Annotated in this window: 15 protein-coding genes; 9 read left to right on the forward strand and 6 right to left on the reverse strand. The window is 65.7% G+C overall.

Translation table 11 applies throughout. The annotated features are described in order from the left end of the window. Positions 1-127: 127 nt before the first annotated feature. From LJ655_RS03515 to LJ655_RS03525, 3 genes are all read left to right on the forward strand, one after another. Entirely contained in the window at positions 128-613 is a 486-nt protein-coding gene (locus LJ655_RS03515; protein ID WP_230559880.1) for a VOC family protein, read from the forward strand. Positions 614-680: 67 nt separating this feature from the next. Next, entirely contained in the window at positions 681-1157 is a 477-nt protein-coding gene (locus LJ655_RS03520; RefSeq protein WP_230559881.1) for a VOC family protein, read from the forward strand. 86 nt (positions 1158-1243) lie between these two features. After that, a complete protein-coding gene (locus LJ655_RS03525; protein ID WP_230559882.1) occupies positions 1244-2452 on the forward strand; it encodes an MFS transporter in 1209 nt (402 codons plus the stop codon). A gap of 137 nt (positions 2453-2589) precedes the next feature. Here the strand turns inward: LJ655_RS03525 and LJ655_RS03530 are convergent, their stop codons facing one another. Then, on the reverse strand, positions 2590-3522 hold the full coding sequence (locus LJ655_RS03530) for a recombination-associated protein RdgC (protein WP_230559883.1): 933 nt from the start codon (positions 3520-3522) through the stop codon (positions 2590-2592). Positions 3523-3677: 155 nt separating this feature from the next. Here LJ655_RS03530 and LJ655_RS03535 point away from each other — a divergent pair, with 155 nt between their 5' ends. Further along, on the forward strand, positions 3678-4007 hold the full coding sequence (locus LJ655_RS03535; protein ID WP_230559884.1) for a hypothetical protein: 330 nt from the start codon (positions 3678-3680) through the stop codon (positions 4005-4007). A gap of 28 nt (positions 4008-4035) precedes the next feature. Here LJ655_RS03535 and LJ655_RS03540 read toward each other — a convergent pair whose 3' ends face one another. Next, positions 4036-4881, reverse strand: a complete 846-nt coding sequence (locus LJ655_RS03540) for a glycosyltransferase family 2 protein (protein WP_230559885.1) — start codon at positions 4879-4881, stop codon at positions 4036-4038. A 286-nt stretch (positions 4882-5167) separates the two neighbouring features. Between LJ655_RS03540 and LJ655_RS03545 the strand changes: the two genes are divergently transcribed. Next, positions 5168-6463 (forward strand): O-antigen ligase family protein, encoded by a 1296-nt coding sequence (locus tag LJ655_RS03545; RefSeq protein WP_230559886.1) that lies wholly within the window; start codon positions 5168-5170, stop codon positions 6461-6463. Between the two features lie 42 nt (positions 6464-6505). On the opposite strand, the gene LJ655_RS03550 is transcribed toward LJ655_RS03545, so the two are convergent. Continuing rightward, entirely contained in the window at positions 6506-7600 is a 1095-nt protein-coding gene (locus tag LJ655_RS03550; protein WP_230559887.1) for a glycosyltransferase family 4 protein, read from the reverse strand. A gap of 196 nt (positions 7601-7796) precedes the next feature. Between LJ655_RS03550 and LJ655_RS03555 the strand changes: the two genes are divergently transcribed. Continuing rightward, positions 7797-8831: a glycosyltransferase family 2 protein gene (locus LJ655_RS03555; protein WP_230559888.1), complete on the forward strand. Its 1035-nt coding sequence runs from the start codon at positions 7797-7799 to the stop codon at positions 8829-8831. 132 nt (positions 8832-8963) lie between these two features. Here LJ655_RS03555 and msbA read toward each other — a convergent pair whose 3' ends face one another. After that, positions 8964-10757, reverse strand: a complete 1794-nt coding sequence (gene msbA, locus LJ655_RS03560; RefSeq protein ID WP_230559889.1) for a lipid A export permease/ATP-binding protein MsbA — start codon at positions 10755-10757, stop codon at positions 8964-8966. A 241-nt stretch (positions 10758-10998) separates the two neighbouring features. On the opposite strand from msbA, the gene LJ655_RS03565 reads away from it, so the two are divergent. Then, positions 10999-11760 (forward strand): glycosyltransferase family 2 protein, encoded by a 762-nt coding sequence (locus LJ655_RS03565; RefSeq protein ID WP_230559890.1) that lies wholly within the window; start codon positions 10999-11001, stop codon positions 11758-11760. 64 nt (positions 11761-11824) lie between these two features. Here LJ655_RS03565 and dnaE read toward each other — a convergent pair whose 3' ends face one another. After that, positions 11825-15391, reverse strand: coding sequence for a DNA polymerase III subunit alpha (gene dnaE, locus LJ655_RS03570; protein WP_230559891.1), 3567 nt, complete (start codon positions 15389-15391; stop codon positions 11825-11827). 223 nt (positions 15392-15614) lie between these two features. Between dnaE and LJ655_RS03575 the strand changes: the two genes are divergently transcribed. Both LJ655_RS03575 and gluQRS read left to right on the forward strand, forming a co-directional pair. Next, the gene (locus LJ655_RS03575; protein WP_230559892.1) at positions 15615-16478 is read left to right on the forward strand and encodes a sulfurtransferase; all 864 of its coding nucleotides are present in this window, start codon (positions 15615-15617) and stop codon (positions 16476-16478) included. A 49-nt stretch (positions 16479-16527) separates the two neighbouring features. Next, positions 16528-17415, forward strand: coding sequence for a tRNA glutamyl-Q(34) synthetase GluQRS (gene gluQRS / locus LJ655_RS03580; RefSeq protein ID WP_230559893.1), 888 nt, complete (start codon positions 16528-16530; stop codon positions 17413-17415). Positions 17416-17464: 49 nt separating this feature from the next. On the opposite strand, the gene LJ655_RS03585 is transcribed toward gluQRS, so the two are convergent. After that, complete coding sequence (locus LJ655_RS03585; protein ID WP_230559894.1) at positions 17465-18931, reverse strand: DEAD/DEAH box helicase; 1467 nt, start codon at positions 18929-18931, stop codon at positions 17465-17467. Positions 18932-19093: the final 162 nt, after the last annotated feature.

Raw genomic sequence — 19093 nt, forward strand, 5'->3', positions numbered from 1 at the left:
GCCCGCGCCGATAAATATTTTTTTCGGAGTGTCGATCCGACGGTCACGGGCTCGTCGTAACGTTGAAGACCCAGCTCACGCAGCCGGTCTTTCCACTGAGGAACCGTTACTTCAAGGAGTCACCGTCATGTCCAGCGCTGCCGTCAAACCGATCCCGGACGGGATGCACTCGCTCACGCCGTACCTGATCTGCAAGAACGCCGCCGAAGCGATCGCGTTCTACACAAAAGCCTTCAACGCCGTCGAACAGATCCGTCTGCCGGGCCCGGACGGCAAGGTGATGCACGCGTGCCTGAAAATCGGCGACTCGATGCTGATGCTGACCGACGAATGGCCCGAGCATCAAACCTTCGGCCCCAACACGCTGAAGGGCACGCCGGTCACGATTCACCACTACGTGCAGGACGTCGACGCGAGTTTCAAACAGGCCGTCGAAGCGGGCGCGACCGTCACGTTGCCCGTCACCGACATGTTCTGGGGTGACCGCTACGGCCAGCTCAAGGACCCGTTCGGCCACAACTGGTCGCTCGCCACGCACAAGCGCGACCTGAGCGCCGAGGAGATCCAGCAGGCGATGGCCGCGATGAAGTGTTCGCCCGAAGAGCACAAGTGAGTGGCCGGCGGACCTCGTACGAACGCGCAACGAGGTCCGCCGTCGGCAGTTCCGAAGGAGCAACGTCATGCAGAAAATCGCGCCGTGCTTATGGTTCGACGGCAACGCCGAAGAAGCCGCTGATTTCTACACGTCCGTATTTCCGGCTTCGCGCATCGCCACCACACTGCACTACACGGACGCCGGCCCCGGACCCGAAGGCAAGGTCGTGGCCATCGTCTTCGAACTGGAAGGTCAGGAGTTCATGGCCCTCAACGGTGGCCCGCAGTATCCATTCACGCCGGCCATCTCGCTGTTCGTGCACTGCGACTCGCAGGAGGACGTCGACCGCTACTGGTCGAAGCTGCTCGAGGGCGGCGGCAAGCCGTGGGCCTGCGGCTGGCTGCGGGACCGCTTCGGCGTGTCGTGGCAGATCGTGCCCAATGTGTTGACGGACATGTTGCGCGACCCCGACCGCAAGAAGGCGAGCCGCGTGATGGCGACGATGATGAAGATGGTCAAGCTCGATATCGCGCCGCTCGAGGCGGCATATCGCGGCGAGTAGGACGGCGCGCGGCGCGTGCGCGCAACTCGCACGCGCGCCTTTTTGATAGGATCGAACTCGCCCCCCAATACGTCGAGACAAGCACGGTGCGCGTCAACCATCAGGCCTTTTTCTGCTCGCTGTTCATCGCGCGTCTCGCCGATCAGATCCTGCTCTTTCTGGTGCCGCTCGTCGTGTTTCAAACGACGCGCCAGGTCTCGTGGTCCGGCCTCGCGTTCTTCATCGAAACGCTGCCGCGCTACCTCGTGTTCCCGTTCTTCGGTGCGTTGTGCGACCGCTTTGCGCCGCTGCGCCTGATGCGGTTGAGCCAGGCGGTGCGCGCGCTGGCATGCTTCGGCGGCATCGCGGCGTATGCGCTGGTCGGCGGCATCGGCTGGCTGATCGCGCTGTCGGCCGCGTGCGGCGTGCTGACGAGCCAGGGGCTCGTCGCGCGTGAGGTCATGCTGCCGCAGATCTTCAGCACGCAGCAGATCCAGAAGGTGCTCGCGTATTCGCAACTGGCCGACCAGCTTGGATTCGTGCTCGGACCGATGCTCGCCGCGCTGATGCTCGGTGTGTGGCGCTGGGAATGGGTCGTCGCCGCGACCGGCGTGCTGTTTCTCTGCGCCGACGCCGCGCTGTTCATCTGGCAGCGACTGAGCGGCTTTCACCCACCCGCGCGCTCACCGGCGCCCGTCACTCACTGGACGAGGCCGCTGCGCATCGCGCTCAGTCACATATGGACGCTGCCGGGCCTGAAGCAGGTCATCATGCTCGCGGCCGCCGAAAACCTCGTGATCGGCGTGACCGTCGCGACGTCGGCGGCGATGGTAACGGGCTTGCATGCGCAATCGAACCGCTACTACGCTGGTCTGCAAACGGCTGGCGCCATCGCCACGGTGCTGGTGCTGCTGACGGTCGCGCGAGCCGGCTGGCCCGCGCGCGTGCTCGGTCTCGTCGCGTTCGTGACGATCTGCGCGGGCGGCGTGATCGCGGGCGCGAGCGCATCGCCGTGGGGCTATGCGCTCGGCTTTCTGCTGATCGTCGGCTTCGACAAGATGTTCAACGTCTATATCCGCAGCGCACGTTTGCAGATCATTCCACCCGAGGACTACGGCAAGACGATCGGCGTGGCGATCCTGCTGAACAACCTGACGCAGCCGCTCGCCGGCCTGCTCGTCGGCGTGTTTTCCGCGCGCACGCAAACGGGCCCGCTGATCGTCGCGCTGTCGCTGACGATGGGCGGCATCGGCGCGGCGGTATCGATCGGCTCGGCGCTGCTGCACCGTAAGCGCGCGTGGGCGCTCGAAGAGTGACGGCGCTTCGCTACCTCGCGAAGCGCGCAAAGTTACCCACAGTTTTTGTTGGCAAATCTGTGCATAACTTCCGGGAAAAATCCGCAAACCGTTGATACGGCTGTCGTTTTTTCGTCTGCACCGAGGGTGCGGCAGCGTCAGGCCGCCACGGCCTGTGGCAGTGCGAACCCTTGTTCCGCCTGCTCGCCGCCCAACGCATCGAGCAGATCGCGCAGCATGCGATCGAGCTCGGCGGTCATCAGCGCGACGTCGGAATCGAAGCGCTCGTCGTCGTTTTGCGCGGTCGGGTCGCTCGCTTCCTTGAGCACGTCGAGCGCCGCGACGCGCTTGATCGTCAACGACGGCGTAAGCACGAACGACACGCGATCGTTCCAGGTCATCGCGAGCCGCATGCACTGCTTGCCTGCCTCGATGTGCCGGCGCATATCTTCGGTATCCAGGGTGTGGCCGACATAGCGCACCGTCGCGTTGCCCTCGGCGGGCGAGCGCAGCTCGGTGTCCTGGTCGAGCGTGAAGCCCGCCGGAGCCTCACCGTCGAGCAGCCAGCCGGTCATCGCCGCGACCGGCGACTGCGCGACGCGCACCGTCATCAGCGGCAACTGGGCGATCGACTTGACGAGCAGCCCGCGCACATCGTCGGCAACCGCCTGCGACGCCGCGTCGATCACGAGCCAGCCATTCGTGCAATCGATCCACACGCGCGTATCGCGGCGGATGCTGAACGCGCGCGGACGCAGCTCGTCAGTGACCTGCTCCTTCAGTTCGCGCATCTGCTTGCGGCCCGGCTTGAAGCCCTGCTGCTCCTCGAGCTCGGCCGCGCGCTCGCGCGTGACCTGCGTGACGACCGACGCCGGCAGCAGCTTCTTCTCGGCGCGGAACGTCAGCAGCATCTGGCCGTTCATCGCGTAGACGAGCGAGTCGCCATCGCGCGGCGGCGCCCAGCCTTGCGCCTGCATCTCGACGCTCTGGCCGGGCGCGAACGCGTACGGCGCGAGCCACTTCTGCATCTGTTCGGGGGTGACGGACCACGGAGCGGGCAGACGGTGTAGCTGAAGGTTTTTGAACCACATGAGCGAAGTCGGATTGGGGCAAAGCGCAGCATTTTATCCGACGGGAACCAGCCGGGACATTCGCGCGGCCGCGTTTGCAAAGACGACTCCCGCCCGCGCGTTTTGACGGCAAATCACCTAGACTTTCTGACAGGACAGACCCAAAGGAGGCGGTCATGGCCGACGAAACCACAGGCTGGCAGACGGTGCAGTACGAAGGCTTCGAGATACACGTTTCACCGGTCGAAAAAGATCCGCCCGACGCGGCGCAGGCCGCCTATGCGGCGGCCGCGCCAAAGAGCCGCTACACGTATCTCGGCTACGTCTGCCATCCGGGCGCCGATCCCCATCTTCCCGGCCATTCGGTGGCGTTTCACGCCGACGGCGAGGAGAGCTTCGCGAGCCGCGACGACGCGCTATACGAAGCGGTGCACGTGGGACGCAGCATCATCGACGGCACGCATCCGGATCTGACCGTGCTGCCGCTCGTGACGGGCGGCGTTTGACGCGCGCCGCGCCTCAACGGGAGCCCGGTCAGCCCAACGCGCGTTTGATGCGCGACTTCAGCAGCGCACGGCGCAGCCCGCCGGTGCGCTCCGGCTCGCTCACCGGGAGCGCGCCGTCGACGGCGGTGCCGCGGCGCAGGTAATAGCGATCGAAGGTCGCCTGCGTCATCCCCCACTTGTTGAGGAACTGCCGGCGCCCGTCGTTCTTGACGACCTTGCCGGTGCTCTTTTGCTGGAAGTGATAGACGAGACTGTCGCCGACACCGACGAACACGCGGCAGCCCGCGTCCCACAGCTTCATCGAGAAATCGTTGTCGCTGCTCATGCCAGGACTCAGCTCGCTGCTGTAGCCCCCCACCTTGAACCACCAGTCGCGATGCACGAGCGTCGGCGGCCACGTCGCGCCGCGCCAGTCGGCCCGTACAAGACCGGGCGCGGCGGCGACCAGCTCGTCGGCGCGAAACGCCTGCGCATCGCGGCCGAAGTCGCGCACGACCACGCACGGATTGCCCGAATCGACCGGCTCGATCATCGTGCCCGACAGCATGAAGAGGTTGTCCGCCGGCATCTGCGCAAGCCGCTTGACGAGCGCGTCGTCCCAGCCGGGGCAGCAGTACATGTCGTCGTTCATGTAGACGATGTAGTCCTGCGTCGCGCGCGCCGCCGCGATGTTGACCGCGTGGCAAATGCCGATATTGCCGGGCGACGCCGTGTGCTCGATGCCCTCGTCGCGTACCCACGCGAGCGTGCCGTCCGAGCCGTCGTTCACGTGCACGATGATCTGGTGCTGATGCGCCGAATGACGCCGCAGGCTTTTGATCACGAGGCGCAGATAAGGCAGGTTGTTCCAGGTCGGGATGATGATTGAGAACATCGGGTCGGTCCGTTGAGCTGGGCACGGGCGCGGCCTGCGCCGCGCACCGGCCATGAGTGTCGCGCGATTGTACCGCCCCCGCCTGCTCGCACGACAGACGCTACCCGTGCGCTCCAGCGCATGCCAGAGCCCGTTGCACCCTGGCGCGTGCGGCAGCAAGCATTTTGCAAGGAAGTGGATGGTTATAATCCGGTTCGCTCTGCCGTTCTGGAAGCATTCAAGTGGTCCGGCATCCCCTGCAATTTCACCACCGGAACGGTAGTGTGTTCATCGATAACGTAGACCTATGATTTTTGCACCCAGTCTGCTCTGGCTCACGACCGCTCTGCTGTTTCTCGCGCCTGCGGTCAACCTGATGTGGCGTGGCGGCACCGGCTACTGCTTTTTCGCGCTCGTCGCGCTCGCGCTCGGCGCGGCCATCGCCAACCGGCGCATGCCAGGCTATTTCTCGGCCTTGCGCACCTACCGCTGGTTCACGATCGGCATGCTCGCCTTCGTCGTCGGGAGCGGCGCGCAGCAACTGGTGCTCGGCTACTGGCTGCCACGCGAGTTCGACTCGGTGGCGCGCTTCGCGCTTGCGCTGCCGGTGTTCCTGCTGCTGCGGCAATTGCCGTCGCGCAATCTGCGCGTGATCGGCTGGGGCTGCGCGGCAGGCGCGCTCGCGGTCGCCTCGTGGGCGATCATCAATCAGCCGCCCGGCGGCTGGACCGACGCGAACCGCCTGAACAACCCGTACACGAACGCGATCCCGTTCGGCGATACCTCGCTGCTGCTCGGGTTCCTGGCGGTGTTCACGCTCGGCTGGGACAATCCGCGCGACTGGCGCGTGCTGGCGCCGCGCGTCCTCGCGCTGGTGTCGGGCGGCTATGCATCGTTTCTGTCGGGCTCGCGCGGCGGCTGGCTCGCAGTCCCGGTGTTCGTCGTGCTGCTCGGCATGCAGTACCACTGGTTCACGCAGAAAAAGCGCCTGCTGATCGCGATGCTGGCAATCGTGATCGCGGCGGGCGGGTTGCTGTCGACCGGAAGGGTTCAGAAGCGCCTTGCCGAGGTGCCGAACGACGTGTCGATGATGCACAGGGGCGAAAACCACACGTCTACCGGCCTGCGCCTCGAGCTATGGAACGCGTCGCTGATGATGTTCTCGCGGCATCCGGTATGGGGTATCGGCAAGGGCCATCTGGTCGACGAGCTCGGCGCGATGGCGAAGCGCGGCGAAGCGAAGGCCGAGATCGTCAACGAGCGCGCGCATAGCGACTTTTTCTCGACGCTCGCCGAGATGGGCGCGGTCGGTGTGATCTGCCTGTTGCTGTTCTACTACGGGATCACGGTGTATTTCTGGCGACACCGGCATGCCGCCGATCCAGCGATTCGCGCCGCCTCGTACTCGGGCCTCGCGGTCGCGACGAGCACGGTGATCTTCGGGCTCACGATCGACGTGCTGGTGCCGGTCATGGTGGCGGTGCTGCTCGCCTTGCTGGTGGCGACACTGCTGGCGATAATCGATGCGCGCAAACGGGAGTTGCAAAGCGAAGCGCAAGCGATGCCGGTGGCGCTAGTGCCCGAGACGCAATCGCGCGATTGATCGTTCCAAAACGAGCGGCAACCCGAACACGGGCCGCCGCCCTCATCCTCGCGTGAACACCTCGTAAAGCGCCGCGACGTGCGCGTCGACGCCCGGGTCGTAGACGAGACTCTCGCGCGGCGCCGCGATCCGCGCACCACCGCTCTTCGCGCGCTCGACCGCCTGCTCGATCGCGCGCTCGAAACTACCCTCGGACACCCGCGAAAATTCGATCTTCGCCGCGCCTGTCACAGTCTCCGCCGAACCCACGTTGTCGGCGATCACGAGCGGCGTACCGCACATCACCGACTCGACACCGACGAGCCCGAACGGCTCGTACGCCGACGCGACGATCGTGAAATCGGCGGCCGCGAACAGCTTCTCGATTTCCTTGCTGTAGCCCGCGTAACGGATCGTATCGCTGGTTTTCGGCACCGGGCGCCCCGCGACGACGAGGCAGACCGGCAGCGTCGTGCGCGAGAAAAACGCTTCGAGCAACGGATAGCCCTTGCGCTCGTGACTCGTCGAAGAGAAGACGAACATCACGCGATCGTCGGGCACGCCGAGCTGGCGGCGCAAGGCCGCGCGCGCGGCGGCGTCGAGCGGCTTGAAGCGTTCGGTGTCGACTGGCGGATAGAGCACGTCGATGCGTGCGGCCGGCACGTCATAGAAACGCTGCAACTCGCGGCTCATCAATTGGGAATGCGCGACGATCGCGCGCGCCCGCGTGTACACGCGCCGCTCGAGTTCGATCTGCCACGCGTCGCTGCGACGCGGCGCGCGGCCCGCGGCTTCGAGCGAGCCCGGATGCGTGCCGCCGCACAAGGCGACGTCGGCATGCGTCGAGTGATTGATCGAGAACACGCACGCCGGGCGATGCCGCTTCAAACGTTGCTTCAGACGCCAGTCGAACGCGAGGTTGCGCAGCTTGCGCGGCGCCCAGCGCACATTGAGCGGCTGGGCGTCGATCCACGCGGCCTCCGGCAGCGCGCGGTCGATTTCGCGCGCGAACAAGGTCGGGCGCAAACCCATGCGGTGCAGGCCGGCGATCACGTCGCGCGTATAGCGTTCGGCGCCCCCGCTGTTCTTCAGCGCCTGGGCGGTCAGCGCGATGTCGATGAGGGGACGGCGGTTCGGTTCGCGGGTCGGCTCGGACAAGGATCGGTCTCGGTGAGGCGCACGCGCGGGTGAGGCCGCGGGCGCGTAGTTTCGGGCAGCGGCAATTGTAAAGGATGGATTTCGCCGGGTTCAGGTCGGGGTGTCCCGGAGTGCCGCGGGCGTCGCGCGGCGCGGGCGTCGCGCGGCGCGGCCGTCAACGGCTAGAATCTAGGCCAATCGCCTTCATCCCGACTCCATGACCGATAGCCTGCCGCCCGCCGCAACCGCCCCGAGCGCCCCAACCGACGACGGCGCCCGGCCGCTCGTCTCGATGCTCGTGATCGCCTACAACCAGGCGCAGCAGATCGGCGACGCCGTGCGCAGCGCACTCGCGCAAACCTACGAGCCGCTCGAAATCATCGTTTCCGACGATGCCTCCAGCGACGCCACCCCCGCCGCGATCGACGCGGCGCTCGCCGGCTACAGCGGGCCGCATCGCGTGGTCGTGCGACGCAACACCGTGAACCAGGGCATCAGCGCGCACCTGTCGCAACTCGCGCAGCTCGCGCAGGGCGAGCTGCTGTTCGTCGCCGCCGGCGACGACATATCGGCACCCGAGCGCTGCGCGCGCGTCGTCGACTGCTGGCTCGCGCATGGGCGGCGCCCCGACCTGATCGCGACCGATCTCGCCGACATGGACGAAGCAGGTCACGTGCACGAGCGCGTGAGTCCGACCGAGCTCGACCGCTACCGCAGCTTCGAGGACTGGCTCGCCGAGCGTCCCTGGCTGATCGGCGCGGCACACACGTGGTCGCGGCGCCTGATCGAGCGCTTCGGGCCGATGCTGCCGGGTGCCGCGGCCGAGGATCAGATCATGGTACTGCGTGCGATCCTCTCGGGCGGCGCGATCAGTCTGCGCGAGCCGCTGGTGCGCTACCGGCGCGGCGGGCTGTCGCGCAAGCGCCGCTACCAGTCGGTCGATGAACTGATCGCGCGGATGCGGCAGAGCAATCGCTACGGACTCGCGGAGCTCGCGCAGCTCCAGCGCGACGCTCAGATCGCCGGCATCGGCGAACGCATGCGCGCGGCCATGGCGCCGAAGCTGGCACGCGAACAGTTCATCCACGCAATGTTCGAAGCGGGCAGCCTCGGCGAGCGCATCGGGCTGGTGACGCGCAGCGCCGGCGTGAAGCTCGGGCTGCGGATTCGGATGTTTCTGTATTCAAGCTGTCCGGCGGTCTATGCGCCGGGCATCTGGATCAAGCGGGTCGTGCGCGGCAGAAAGGCCTGAAGACAGCACGCCCGGCCGTGTTCAGCGATGCGCCGCGGCTTGTGCATCAGAGGATCGGTGACTGCTGGCACGGCGAACCGGCCGCGGGGGCCGCGGCAAGCGCGCTGATGCCCCCGTTCATCGTGCGACCGATCACGCCGCGCTTTGCTGGAACTGGATTCGATGCAGATGCGCGTACAAGCCGCCGTGCTCGAGCAGCTCGCGATGGCTGCCACGCTCGACGATCCGCCCCGCTTCCATCACGAGGATGCGGTCGGCGCGCTCGATCGTCGAGAGCCGGTGCGCGATCACGAGCGTGGTGCGGCCCTTCATCAGCGTTTCGAGCGCCGACTGCACATGACGCTCGGACTCGGAATCGAGCGCCGACGTCGCTTCGTCGAGAATCAGGATCGGCGCGTCCTTGTAGATCGCGCGCGCGATCGCGAGACGTTGGCGCTGGCCCCCCGAGAGCATCATGCCGTTGTCGCCGACGAGCGTCTCGATGCCCTGCGGCATCGCCTGCACGGTATCCCACAGGTTCGCCGCGCGCAGTGCGGACTTGACCTTCTCCGCGTTGACCTCCTGACCGTACGCGACGTTGTGCGCGATCGTGTCGTTGAACAGCACGACGTCCTGGCTCACCATCGCGATCTGGCTGCGCAGCGCGTGGAGGTCGTATTCGGGCAGCGCGACGCCGTCGACCAGAATCGCGCCGCCGGTCGGATCGAAGAAGCGCGGCAGCAGGTTCACGAGCGTGGTCTTGCCGCTACCCGACGGCCCCGCGAGGGCGACCATCTCGCCCGGCGCGACCTTGAAGGACACCTGATCGAGCGTGTGACGGTTGTGCGTGGAATTCTTGCCGTAGTTGAACGACACGTCGCGGAACTCGACCTCGCCGCGCGCGCGCACGAGCGGCTTGCCGCCACCCTTCGGCTCGGCCGGCTCGTCGATCAGGCCGAAGATCAGCTCGGCGGCGGTCATGCCGCGTTGCAGCGGCTGGTTCACGTCCATCAAATGCTTGAGCGGCGAGATGATCAGCAGCATCGACGTGACGAATGCGACGAAGCCGCCGACCGTCGTCTGATCCGACGATGATTGCACCACCGCGATCGTGATCACGACCGCGAGCGCGATCGACGCGAGGAACTGCGTCAACGGCTGCGCGAGGCCGCCGGACACCGTCATGCGCATCGCGTAGCCGCGCAGACGCCGGCTCATCGCATTGAAGCGGTCCATCTCGTACTGCTCGCCGTTATGCACCTTGACGACCTTGTAGCCGCCCACCGTCTCCTCGACGATGTACGACAGCTCGTTGGTCAGCAGCTGGTGCTCGCGGTTCAGGCGCCGCAGGCGGCGGTTGATCTTTCCGACGAGCCAGCCGATGCCCGGCAGCAGCACCGCGACGATCAGCGTCAGGCGCCAGTTCAGATAGAAGAGATAGCCGAGCAGGAAGATCACCGTGAGCGAATCGCGCACGAGCGTGACCATCACGCTCAGCAGCACGTTCAGGATCTGGTTGACCTCGAAGACGATCGCGTTGATCACCGTGCTCGCGGTTTCGCGCTGGAAGAACGCGACGCTCGTGTGAATCATGCGGTCGAACATCTTCAGGCGCAGCTCGAGCAGGATCTTGTTCGACACGTACGCGAGCAGATAGCCGGACGCGTATTGCGCGATGCCGCGAATCAGCGCGAGACCGATCACCGCGATCGGTACGAGCCACTTGGTCTTGTCGATCGCATGCGAGCCGAAGCCCTTGTCGAGCAGCGGCTTGAGCAGCGCGGGAATGGCGGCGTCGGTGCCGGCGCTCACCGCCATCGCGATGACGGCGCCCAGCACGACCCAGAGCAGCGGCTTGATGAAAGGCCACAGGCGCCGCAGAACGACGGACGGCGACGACGCATCGCCTGTACCCATGGGTTTGCTTAACGTTGGCTTCGCGCTCAAGGAATCCTCTGGAAATGCGGAACAGCGAGCACGCGGCGCATGGTCGGGCCGCCGCGTGGAATATCAAAAAAGAGCATTGTAATCGGTTGAAGTTGACCGCCGGCGCCTGGTGCGCAGCGCAATGCGCGGCACGCCTGACGGATCGGCGCTGTGGTGTGGGGCCGGATGGGGTGTGTATACTCGCTGCTCGATCGCCGGGTCGCGGCCCGCTCCGTCACCTCGTCCTCCACGCAACTCAGGTATGCAAGAAACCTCTCTCGGCGTTGCCATCATCACCCGGAACGCCGCGGCACGGCTGGCCGAATGCCTGCAAGCCGTGGCCTTTGCCGATCAGATCGTCGTGATCGACGGCGGCAGCACGGACGGCACCACCGACATCGCCCGCGCGCACGGCGCTCGCGTCATCGAACAGACCGACTGGCCGGGCTTCGGCCCGCAAAAGAACCGCGCGGTCGATGCGCTGACCACAAGCTGGATCCTGTCGCTCGACGCCGACGAAATCGTCACGCCCGAGCTTGCCGCATCGATTCGCGCGACGCTCGCCGCACCCTCCGCCGACGTCTACGCGGTGGACCGTCTATCGAGCTTCTGCGGCCACTGGGTTCATCACAGCGGCTGGTATCCGGACTGGATTCCACGCCTGTTCAAACGCGGCGCCGCGCGCTTCTCCGACGACCTCGTGCACGAACGTCTCGTGTTCGGCACGCCCGCGCAACGCCTGAGGGGCAAGCTCATGCACTACTCGTACGAGGACTACGAGGCCGTACTGCGCAAGCTCGATGCGTATTCGACAGCCGGCGCGCGGCAGCGCTACGAGGCCGGGCAGAAAGGCAGCATGCGCCTCGCGCTCGGACGCGGCTTGTGGGCGTTCGTGCGGACTTATCTGTTGCGACGCGGGTTTCTGGACGGCCGCGCCGGGCTGATGATCGCGCTGTTCAACGCGGAGACGGTGTACTACCGGTTTCTGAAGCTGGCACGCCTGGAAAAAACGGGCGGCCGGTAGGCCCAGGTTAGCCGGTACACGCGGCACCGGCTAACCACTGCACCGCCACCGGCACCGGCGTCGCTCAATACACGATCTCGATCGCGCTTCCCGCCAACTCGCCGCGCAGCGCGGCGAGCAGTTCATCGGTCGGCTTCACGCGCCACGCATCGCCGAGACGCATTTCGCCTTGTGCGTTCTCGCTGCGATAAACGACCTGCACCGCGAGGCCGTTCGGAATCTGCACCGCCTGACGCTGACGGCCGCCCTCGCCGCCGAAGCCGCCCCGCCCACCGCCATTGCCGCGCGGCGCGGCCGCCGGCGCGGCCGCCGCAGCCGGCTCGTCCTTGCCCACGGTGTGCGCTTCGAGCACACGGCGCAACGCCTGCGCGTCCGCATTGCCGTTCATCTGCACCTTGATCGAGTCCGCGTAACGGCAGCGCGCGCGGCCGAGATCCATCACCGTTTCGACTGTGAAGCGGATGCCGCCCGTAAATGCGTCGTTACGCGCCTGCCCTTGCACGACCAGCAGTTCATCTTCCTTGAACAGTTGCTTGTGCTCTTCGAAGACCTCGTTGAAGACCGTCACTTCGCACTGGCCGGTGCCGTCGTCCAGCAGCGCGATCAGCATCTTGCCGCGCTGGGTCATCTGCGTGCGCAGCGACACGATCACGCCCGCGACCAGTTTGTCGCGTCCTTCCTTCAGTTCCCCGATCTTCTGGCGCACGAAGCGGCGCACTTCGTCCTTGTATGCATCGAACAGGTGACCCGAGAGGTAGAAGCCGAGCGCGCCCTTCTCTTCCTGCAGCTTGCGCTTTTCCGGCCACTCCGGTTCGTCGACGAGCTCGTGGCCTTGCGACGGCGCGTCGCCCATATCGAACAGTCCGGCCTGCAACGCATTGGCCGCCGCCTGCTCGGCCGCTTCCATGGCGAGCGAGACCGACGCGATCAGCTGTGCGCGGTTCGGATGCAATGAGTCGAACGCGCCGGCGCGAATCAGCGCCTCGATCGTGCGGCGATTGACGATGCGGCGATCGACGCGATTGCAGAAATCGAAAATGTCGATGAAGCGACCCTCTTCGCGCGCGCGCAGGATTTCTTCGATCGCGTTCTGGCCGCTGCCCTTGATCGCGCCCAGACCATAGCGAATCGTGCGCGAGCGTTTGCCGTCGGCTTCGGCGACCGGCTCGAAGCGATACGCGGACAGGTTCACGTCCGGCGGCAGCACGGTCATCTTGTTCGCGAGGCAGTCTTCGAACAGGATTTTGACCTTGTCCGTGTCGTCCATCGCGAGCGACATGTTGGCCGCCATGAATTCGGCCGGGTGGTGCGCCTTGAGCCACGCGGTGTAGTACGCGAGCAGCGCGTAGGCGGCCGCGTGCGACTTGTTGAAACCGTAGCCCGCGAACTTCTCCATCAGGTCGAAGATTTCGTCGGACTTCTCGCGCGTGAGGCCGTTGGCGGCCGCGCCTTGCGCGAAAATCTCGCGGTGCTGGGCCATCTCCTCGGGCTTCTTCTTGCCCATCGCGCGACGCAGCAGGTCGGCGCCACCGAGCGAGTAGCCGCCGATGATCTGCGCCATCTGCATCACCTGCTCCTGGTAGACCATGATGCCGTAGGTCTCTTTCAGCACAGGCTCGACACGCGGGTCCGGATACTCCACCACTTCGCGGCCATGCTTACGCGCGCAGAAGCTCGGGATCAGGTCCATCGGACCCGGACGGTACAACGCGACGAGCGCGATGATGTCCTCGAAGCGGTCGGGCTGCGCGTCCTTGAGCATGCCCTGCATGCCGCGGCTTTCCAGCTGGAACACGGCCACCGTATTCGCTTTCTTCAGTATCGAGAACGACGCCGGGTCGTCGAGCGGCACCTGAGCCAGGGACCAGTCCTGCTTCGACGGATCGAGGCGGCGGATGTAGCGCTCGGCCCAATCCAGAATGGTCAGCGTGGTCAAGCCCAGAAAGTCGAACTTCACGAGGCCGACGGCTTCGACGTCGTCCTTGTCGTACTGGCTGACGACGCCGCTTTCGTCGCCCTGCGTATAGAGCGGGCAGAAATCAGTGAGCTTGCCGGGCGCGATCAGCACACCGCCGGCGTGCATGCCGACGTTACGTGTCAAGCCTTCCACGCGTTGCGCGAGTTCGAGCAGCTGGTGCACTTCGTCTTCGTTGTCGAAGCGCTCCTGCAACAGCGGCTCTTCCTTCATCGCGTCGGCGATCGTCACGTGTTTGCCCGGCTTGAACGGGATCAGCTTCGCGATGCCGTCCGTGAACATGTAGCCGAGATCGAGCACGCGGCCGATGTCGCGCACCGCCGCCTTCGCCGCCATCGTGCCGAACGTGGCGATCTGCGACACCGCGTTCGCACCGTACTTCTCCTTCACGTACTGGATCACGCGATCGCGACCGTGCTGGCAGAAGTCGATATCGAAGTCGGGCATCGACACCCGCTCCGGATTCAGGAAACGCTCGAACAGCAGGTTGTAGCGCAGCGGATCGAGATCGGTCACGCCGAGCGCATAGGCGACCAGCGACCCCGCGCCCGAACCCCGGCCCGGCCCGACCGGCACGCCGTTGTTCTTTGCCCAGTTGATGAAGTCCGCGACGATCAGGAAGTAGCCCGGAAAGCCCATCTTGATGATCGTGCCGCACTCGAATTCGAGGCGCTGGTAGTACGTCGGGCGTTGCGCGGCGCGCTCAGCCTCGTCCGGATACAACTGTTCGAGCCGCTTTTCGAGGCCCTCTTTCGACAGCTGCACGAGGTAGTCGTCGAGCGACATGCCGTCGGGCGTCGGAAAGAGCGGCAGCTTCGGCTTGCCGAGTTCGAGCGTCAGATTGCAGCGCTTGGCGATCTGCACCGTGTTGGCGAGCGCCGAAGGAATGTCCGCGAACAGCGTGGCCATTTCCTGTTGCGTTCGGAAATACTGCTCGGCCGTGAAGCGCTTCTGGCGACGCGGATTCGCGAGAATGTCGCCCTCGGAAATACACACGCGCGCTTCGTGAGCGGTGAAGTCGTCCGGCGTCATGAACTGCATGGGGTGCGTGGCGACGACCGGCAATTTCAGCGAAGCCGCGAGCGCGACCGCCTGCTGCACGTATTGCTCGCCGCCCGGCTGGCCGAAGCGCTGCAGCTCGATATAGAAGCCGCCCGGGAACACCTTTGCCCAATGCCGCGCGTTGCGCTTCGCGGCCTCTTCGTTACCGGCCGCCAGCGCGAGACCGATATCGCCGTGCTGAGCGCCCGACAGCGCGAGCAGCCCTTCGCCCAGCCCGGATTCGAGCCAGCCGGCTTCGACTTCCGCCCGGCCGCGATACTGGTTCGTGAGCGACGCCTTGCTGAGCAATTCGCAGAGGTTCAGGTAACCGCGCCGGTCCTTGACCAGCAACAGCAGACGGGAAGGCTTGTCGCGGTCGTCCGGATTGGTGATCCAGACATCGCAGCCGGCAATGGGCTTCACCCCTTTGCCACGCGCTTCCTTGTAGAAACGGACGAGGCCGAACGCATTGCCGAGGTCGGTGAGCGCGAGCGCGCCCTGACCGTCTTTGGCCGCCGCCGCGACGATGTCGTCGAGACGCACGATGCCGTCGGCAATCGAGAATTCGGAGTGAACGCGGAGATGAACGAAGCGGGGATCTGACATGGGCGACATTGTAACCCCACCCTTCCGCAGATTTCAGTCGATACGGGGCGTTGGCCATCCGGCCAGGGCGGGCTTGGCGAGAGCAGTGTTTGCGCTAGCGCAAGCCGTGAGCCATGTGGCCAGGCCGGGGAAAATGCCGGGTTGAGAGATAATAGCGGTTTCGTCTGCTGTCTTATACGGGGACGCACCAGCGACGGCAGCATACGCCGCCCATTTTTCCCGCTGAACACACATGAGTATCGTCAATCTCTCCGCGTATCAATTCGCGACCATCGAAGACACCGCCGCGTGGCGCCCGTTCGTCACCGAGCGCTGCCATGCACTCGGCCTGCGCGGGACCATCCTGCTCGCGCCGGAAGGCATCAATCTGTTCATCGCCGGCACGCGCGAGAACACCGACGCGTTCATCGACTACATCCGCCACGATCCGCTGTTCGAAGGCAAGTTCGCGAATCTGCAGTTCAAGGAAAGCCTGTCGGACTCGCAGCCGTTCACGCGCATGCTGGTCAAGCTCAAGCGCGAAATCATCACGATGAAAAAGCCGGCGATCCGCCCCGAGCTCGGCCGCGCACCGTTCGTCGACGCGCCCACGCTGAAGACCTGGCTCGATCGAGGTCACGATGACGAAGGCCGCCCCGTCGTCATGCTCGACACGCGCAATGCCTTCGAAGTCGACGTCGGCACGTTCGACAACGCGCTCGACTATCGCATCACCAAGTTCAGCGAATTTCCCGAGGTGATCGAGCACAACCGCGCCGATCTCGAAGGCAAGACGGTCGTGTCGTTCTGCACGGGCGGCATCCGCTGCGAGAAGGCCGCGATCCACATGAAGGACATCGGCATCGAAAACGTGTACCAGCTCGAGGGCGGCATCCTCAAATACTTCGAGGAAGTGGGCGGCGCGCATTATCACGGCGACTGCTTCGTGTTCGACTATCGCACGGCGCTGAACCCGCAACTCGAACCGACCGCGACGAGGCAATGCTTCGGCTGCCGCGCGGTGGTCACGCCCGAGCAACAGCAATCGCCGATGTACGTCGCGGGCAAGACCTGTCCGGCGTGCCATCCGGACAGCAAGGCCGCGTGCGCCGCGTGAAGTCGGCCGGGGCGGCCGGCGCCGACGCCTCGCCTCTCGTCTCCAAACCATGACCTATCGCGGACGTTTCGCGCCGTCGCCCACCGGCCCGCTGCATTTCGGCTCGCTGGTCAGCGCCCTCGCAAGTTGGCTCGACGCGCGCGCGCACCGCGGCGCGTGGCTCGTGCGCATCGAAGATATCGACGGACCGCGCACGGTGCCCGGTGCCGCCGAAGACATTCTCACGACCCTCGAACGCTTCGGCCTGCACGCCGACGAACCGCCTGTCTGGCAAAGCCAGCGCATGGCGCGCTATCAACAGGCGCTGGAGCAGTTGCAAGCGACCTGCCTCGTCTATCCATGCGGCTGCACGCGCAAGGAAATCGCTGATTCGCTGTTGCACGCGCACGCGCGCAACACGACACTCGCCTACCCCGGCACCTGTCGCACCGGCTTGCACGGCAAGCCCGCGCGCGCCTGGCGCCTGCGCGTGCCCGACGGCGACGCCGCTGTGATCACGTTCGACGATCGGTGGCAGGGCCCACAGACACAAAATCTCGCGGCCGAGGTCGGCGATTTCGTGCTGCGCCGCGCGGACGATCAGTGGGCGTATCAGCTTGCGGTGGTGGTGGACGATGCGGACGCGGGCATCACGCACATCGTGCGGGGCGCGGATCTGATGGATTCGACGGCGCGGCAGATCTATCTGCAGCGTTGTCTCGGCGTGGCGACGCCCGAGTATCTGCATGTGCCGGTCGTCACGAACGAGCACGGCGAGAAGCTGAGCAAGCAGAATGGCGCCACCGCGCTCGATTGCGACAAACCACTGGACGCACTAGGCGCGGCGGCACTGCATCTGGGACTGGATCTGGGAAGCGAGCCGCCTGCGACGCTGGAAAACTTCTACAGCGCCGCGACCGCGGCCTGGGCAAAACTGATGAAGATTCGCGCATCCTGATGATGCGCACGCCCGGCGTTGCGCCCGAGCGTCTAACCTGCAACCCGCGTTACGACGACGAAGGCGTCTTCCTCGGCATCCCGAACCCACCGAGCAACGCGGCCAATTGCCGCTTCGGCGCCGCCTTTTGCGGCGCGCCGTTCGACGTGGCCGTCTCCTCGACCTTGCGCACCGATGCGGGCGACGGCTCGTACGGCTTCAGGAAGAAATCGTCGATCGGCTGCGCGCGATGATGATGCGCACGTTCATACGAACCCGACGCGCCGCCCGCACGACGGCGGCTGCGTTCGTCGCGCGATTCGCTGCGTTCGCGGCGCAGGGGGCGGTCCTCATGATGATGGCGCACCGGTGTGTCGACGTTCAGGCGTTGCAGATCGAGCGGGCGCTTGATCAGCTTCTCGATGTCGGCCAGTTGCTTGCGCTCGTTCGGGCTGCACAGCGACAGCGCGTCGCCCGATGCGCCCGCGCGACCCGTACGGCCGATGCGGTGCACGTAGTCTTCAGCGTTGAACGGCAGGTCGAAGTTGATCACCGCTGGCAGCTCGGCAATATCGAGACCGCGCGCGGCGACATCCGTCGCGACCAGCGCCTCGACTTCGCCGCGCTTGAACGCGTCGAGCGCCTGCATGCGCTCGCTTTGCGAGCGGTCGCCGTGAATCGCGGTCGCGACCACGCCGTCGCGTTCGAGGCTGCGCGCGAGCCGGCTCGCGCCGATCTTGCTGTTGCAGAACACGATCACCTGCTTCAGGCCGCGCTCGCGGATCAGTTGTACGACTGCGCCGGTCTTGTCGCCCTCGGCCACTTCGTAGACGACCTGCGTGACATTGGTCGCGGTCGAATTGCTGCGCGCCACTTCGATGGTCTGCGGGTTGCGCAGATAGGTCGCCGCGAGCTTCTTGATTTCGCCCGAGAACGTCGCGGAGAAGAGCAGCGTCTGGCGCTCTTTCGGCAGCAGGTTCAGGATGCGCTGCAGGTCCGGCAGGAAGCCCATGTCGAGCATGCGGTCCGCTTCGTCGAGCACGAGCATCTGCACCTGGCCCAGGTTCGCGGTCTTCTGCTGCACGTGATCGAGCAGACGGCCCGGCGTCGCGATCAGGATTTCAACGCCGCGGCGCAGCTGCTCCGATTGCGGATTCATGTCGACACCGCCGAACACGACCGCGCTGCGCAGCGCCGTGTGCTTCGCGTATGCCTGCACGTTTGCGGCGACCTGGTCGGCGAGTTCGCGGGTCGGCGTGAGGATCAGCGCGCGCACCGGGTGACGCGCGGGCGACGCGCTCGTATTGGCCTGCGGCAGCAGACGCTGGATGATCGGCAGCGAGAAGCTCGCGGTCTTGCCCGTGCCGGTCTGCGCGGCGCCCATCACGTCACGGCCCGCCAGCACGACCGGGATCGCCTTCGCCTGGATCGGCGTGGGCGACGTGTAGCCCGATTCCTTGATGGCCTTCAGGATGTCGGGCGCGAGGCCGAATTGATCAAAAGTCTCGGTGCTGGGCGTGACGGCTGTGTCGGACATGGTGGCTTTCGCTAAAAATGCGCGTGGCGCGATGCGCGCAGCAGCGGTCGGGACCGCGGAGGGCATCAGGATGAAGGCGGAGCCACGTCGTTCCGCGCGAGACCCGTCTGAGTTCGGATAATGCGGCCGGCTCCGGCTGGCGGAAACACCCGCCGAAAGCGC

The organism is Paraburkholderia translucens (assembly GCF_020881035.1).
Taxonomy (GTDB): Bacteria; Pseudomonadota; Gammaproteobacteria; order Burkholderiales; family Burkholderiaceae; genus Paraburkholderia; species Paraburkholderia translucens.

Excerpts from the sequence above, each read along its gene's own strand:
- LJ655_RS03520 (WP_230559881.1), top strand. The coding sequence starts at position 681 with ATGCAGAAAATCGCGCCGTGCTTATGGTTCGACGGCAACGCCGAAGAA.
- LJ655_RS03585 (WP_230559894.1), bottom strand. The coding sequence starts at position 18,931 with ATGTCCGACACAGCCGTCACGCCCAGCACCGAGACTTTTGATCAATTC.
- gluQRS (WP_230559893.1), top strand. The coding sequence starts at position 16,528 with ATGACCTATCGCGGACGTTTCGCGCCGTCGCCCACCGGCCCGCTGCAT.
- LJ655_RS03555 (WP_230559888.1), top strand. The coding sequence starts at position 7,797 with ATGACCGATAGCCTGCCGCCCGCCGCAACCGCCCCGAGCGCCCCAACC.
- LJ655_RS03565 (WP_230559890.1), top strand. The coding sequence starts at position 10,999 with ATGCAAGAAACCTCTCTCGGCGTTGCCATCATCACCCGGAACGCCGCG.
- LJ655_RS03540 (WP_230559885.1), bottom strand. The coding sequence starts at position 4,881 with ATGTTCTCAATCATCATCCCGACCTGGAACAACCTGCCTTATCTGCGC.
- LJ655_RS03515 (WP_230559880.1), top strand. The coding sequence starts at position 128 with ATGTCCAGCGCTGCCGTCAAACCGATCCCGGACGGGATGCACTCGCTC.
- LJ655_RS03530 (WP_230559883.1), bottom strand. The coding sequence starts at position 3,522 with ATGTGGTTCAAAAACCTTCAGCTACACCGTCTGCCCGCTCCGTGGTCC.
- LJ655_RS03575 (WP_230559892.1), top strand. The coding sequence starts at position 15,615 with ATGAGTATCGTCAATCTCTCCGCGTATCAATTCGCGACCATCGAAGAC.
- LJ655_RS03545 (WP_230559886.1), top strand. The coding sequence starts at position 5,168 with ATGATTTTTGCACCCAGTCTGCTCTGGCTCACGACCGCTCTGCTGTTT.
- LJ655_RS03535 (WP_230559884.1), top strand. The coding sequence starts at position 3,678 with ATGGCCGACGAAACCACAGGCTGGCAGACGGTGCAGTACGAAGGCTTC.
- dnaE (WP_230559891.1), bottom strand. The coding sequence starts at position 15,391 with ATGTCGCCCATGTCAGATCCCCGCTTCGTTCATCTCCGCGTTCACTCC.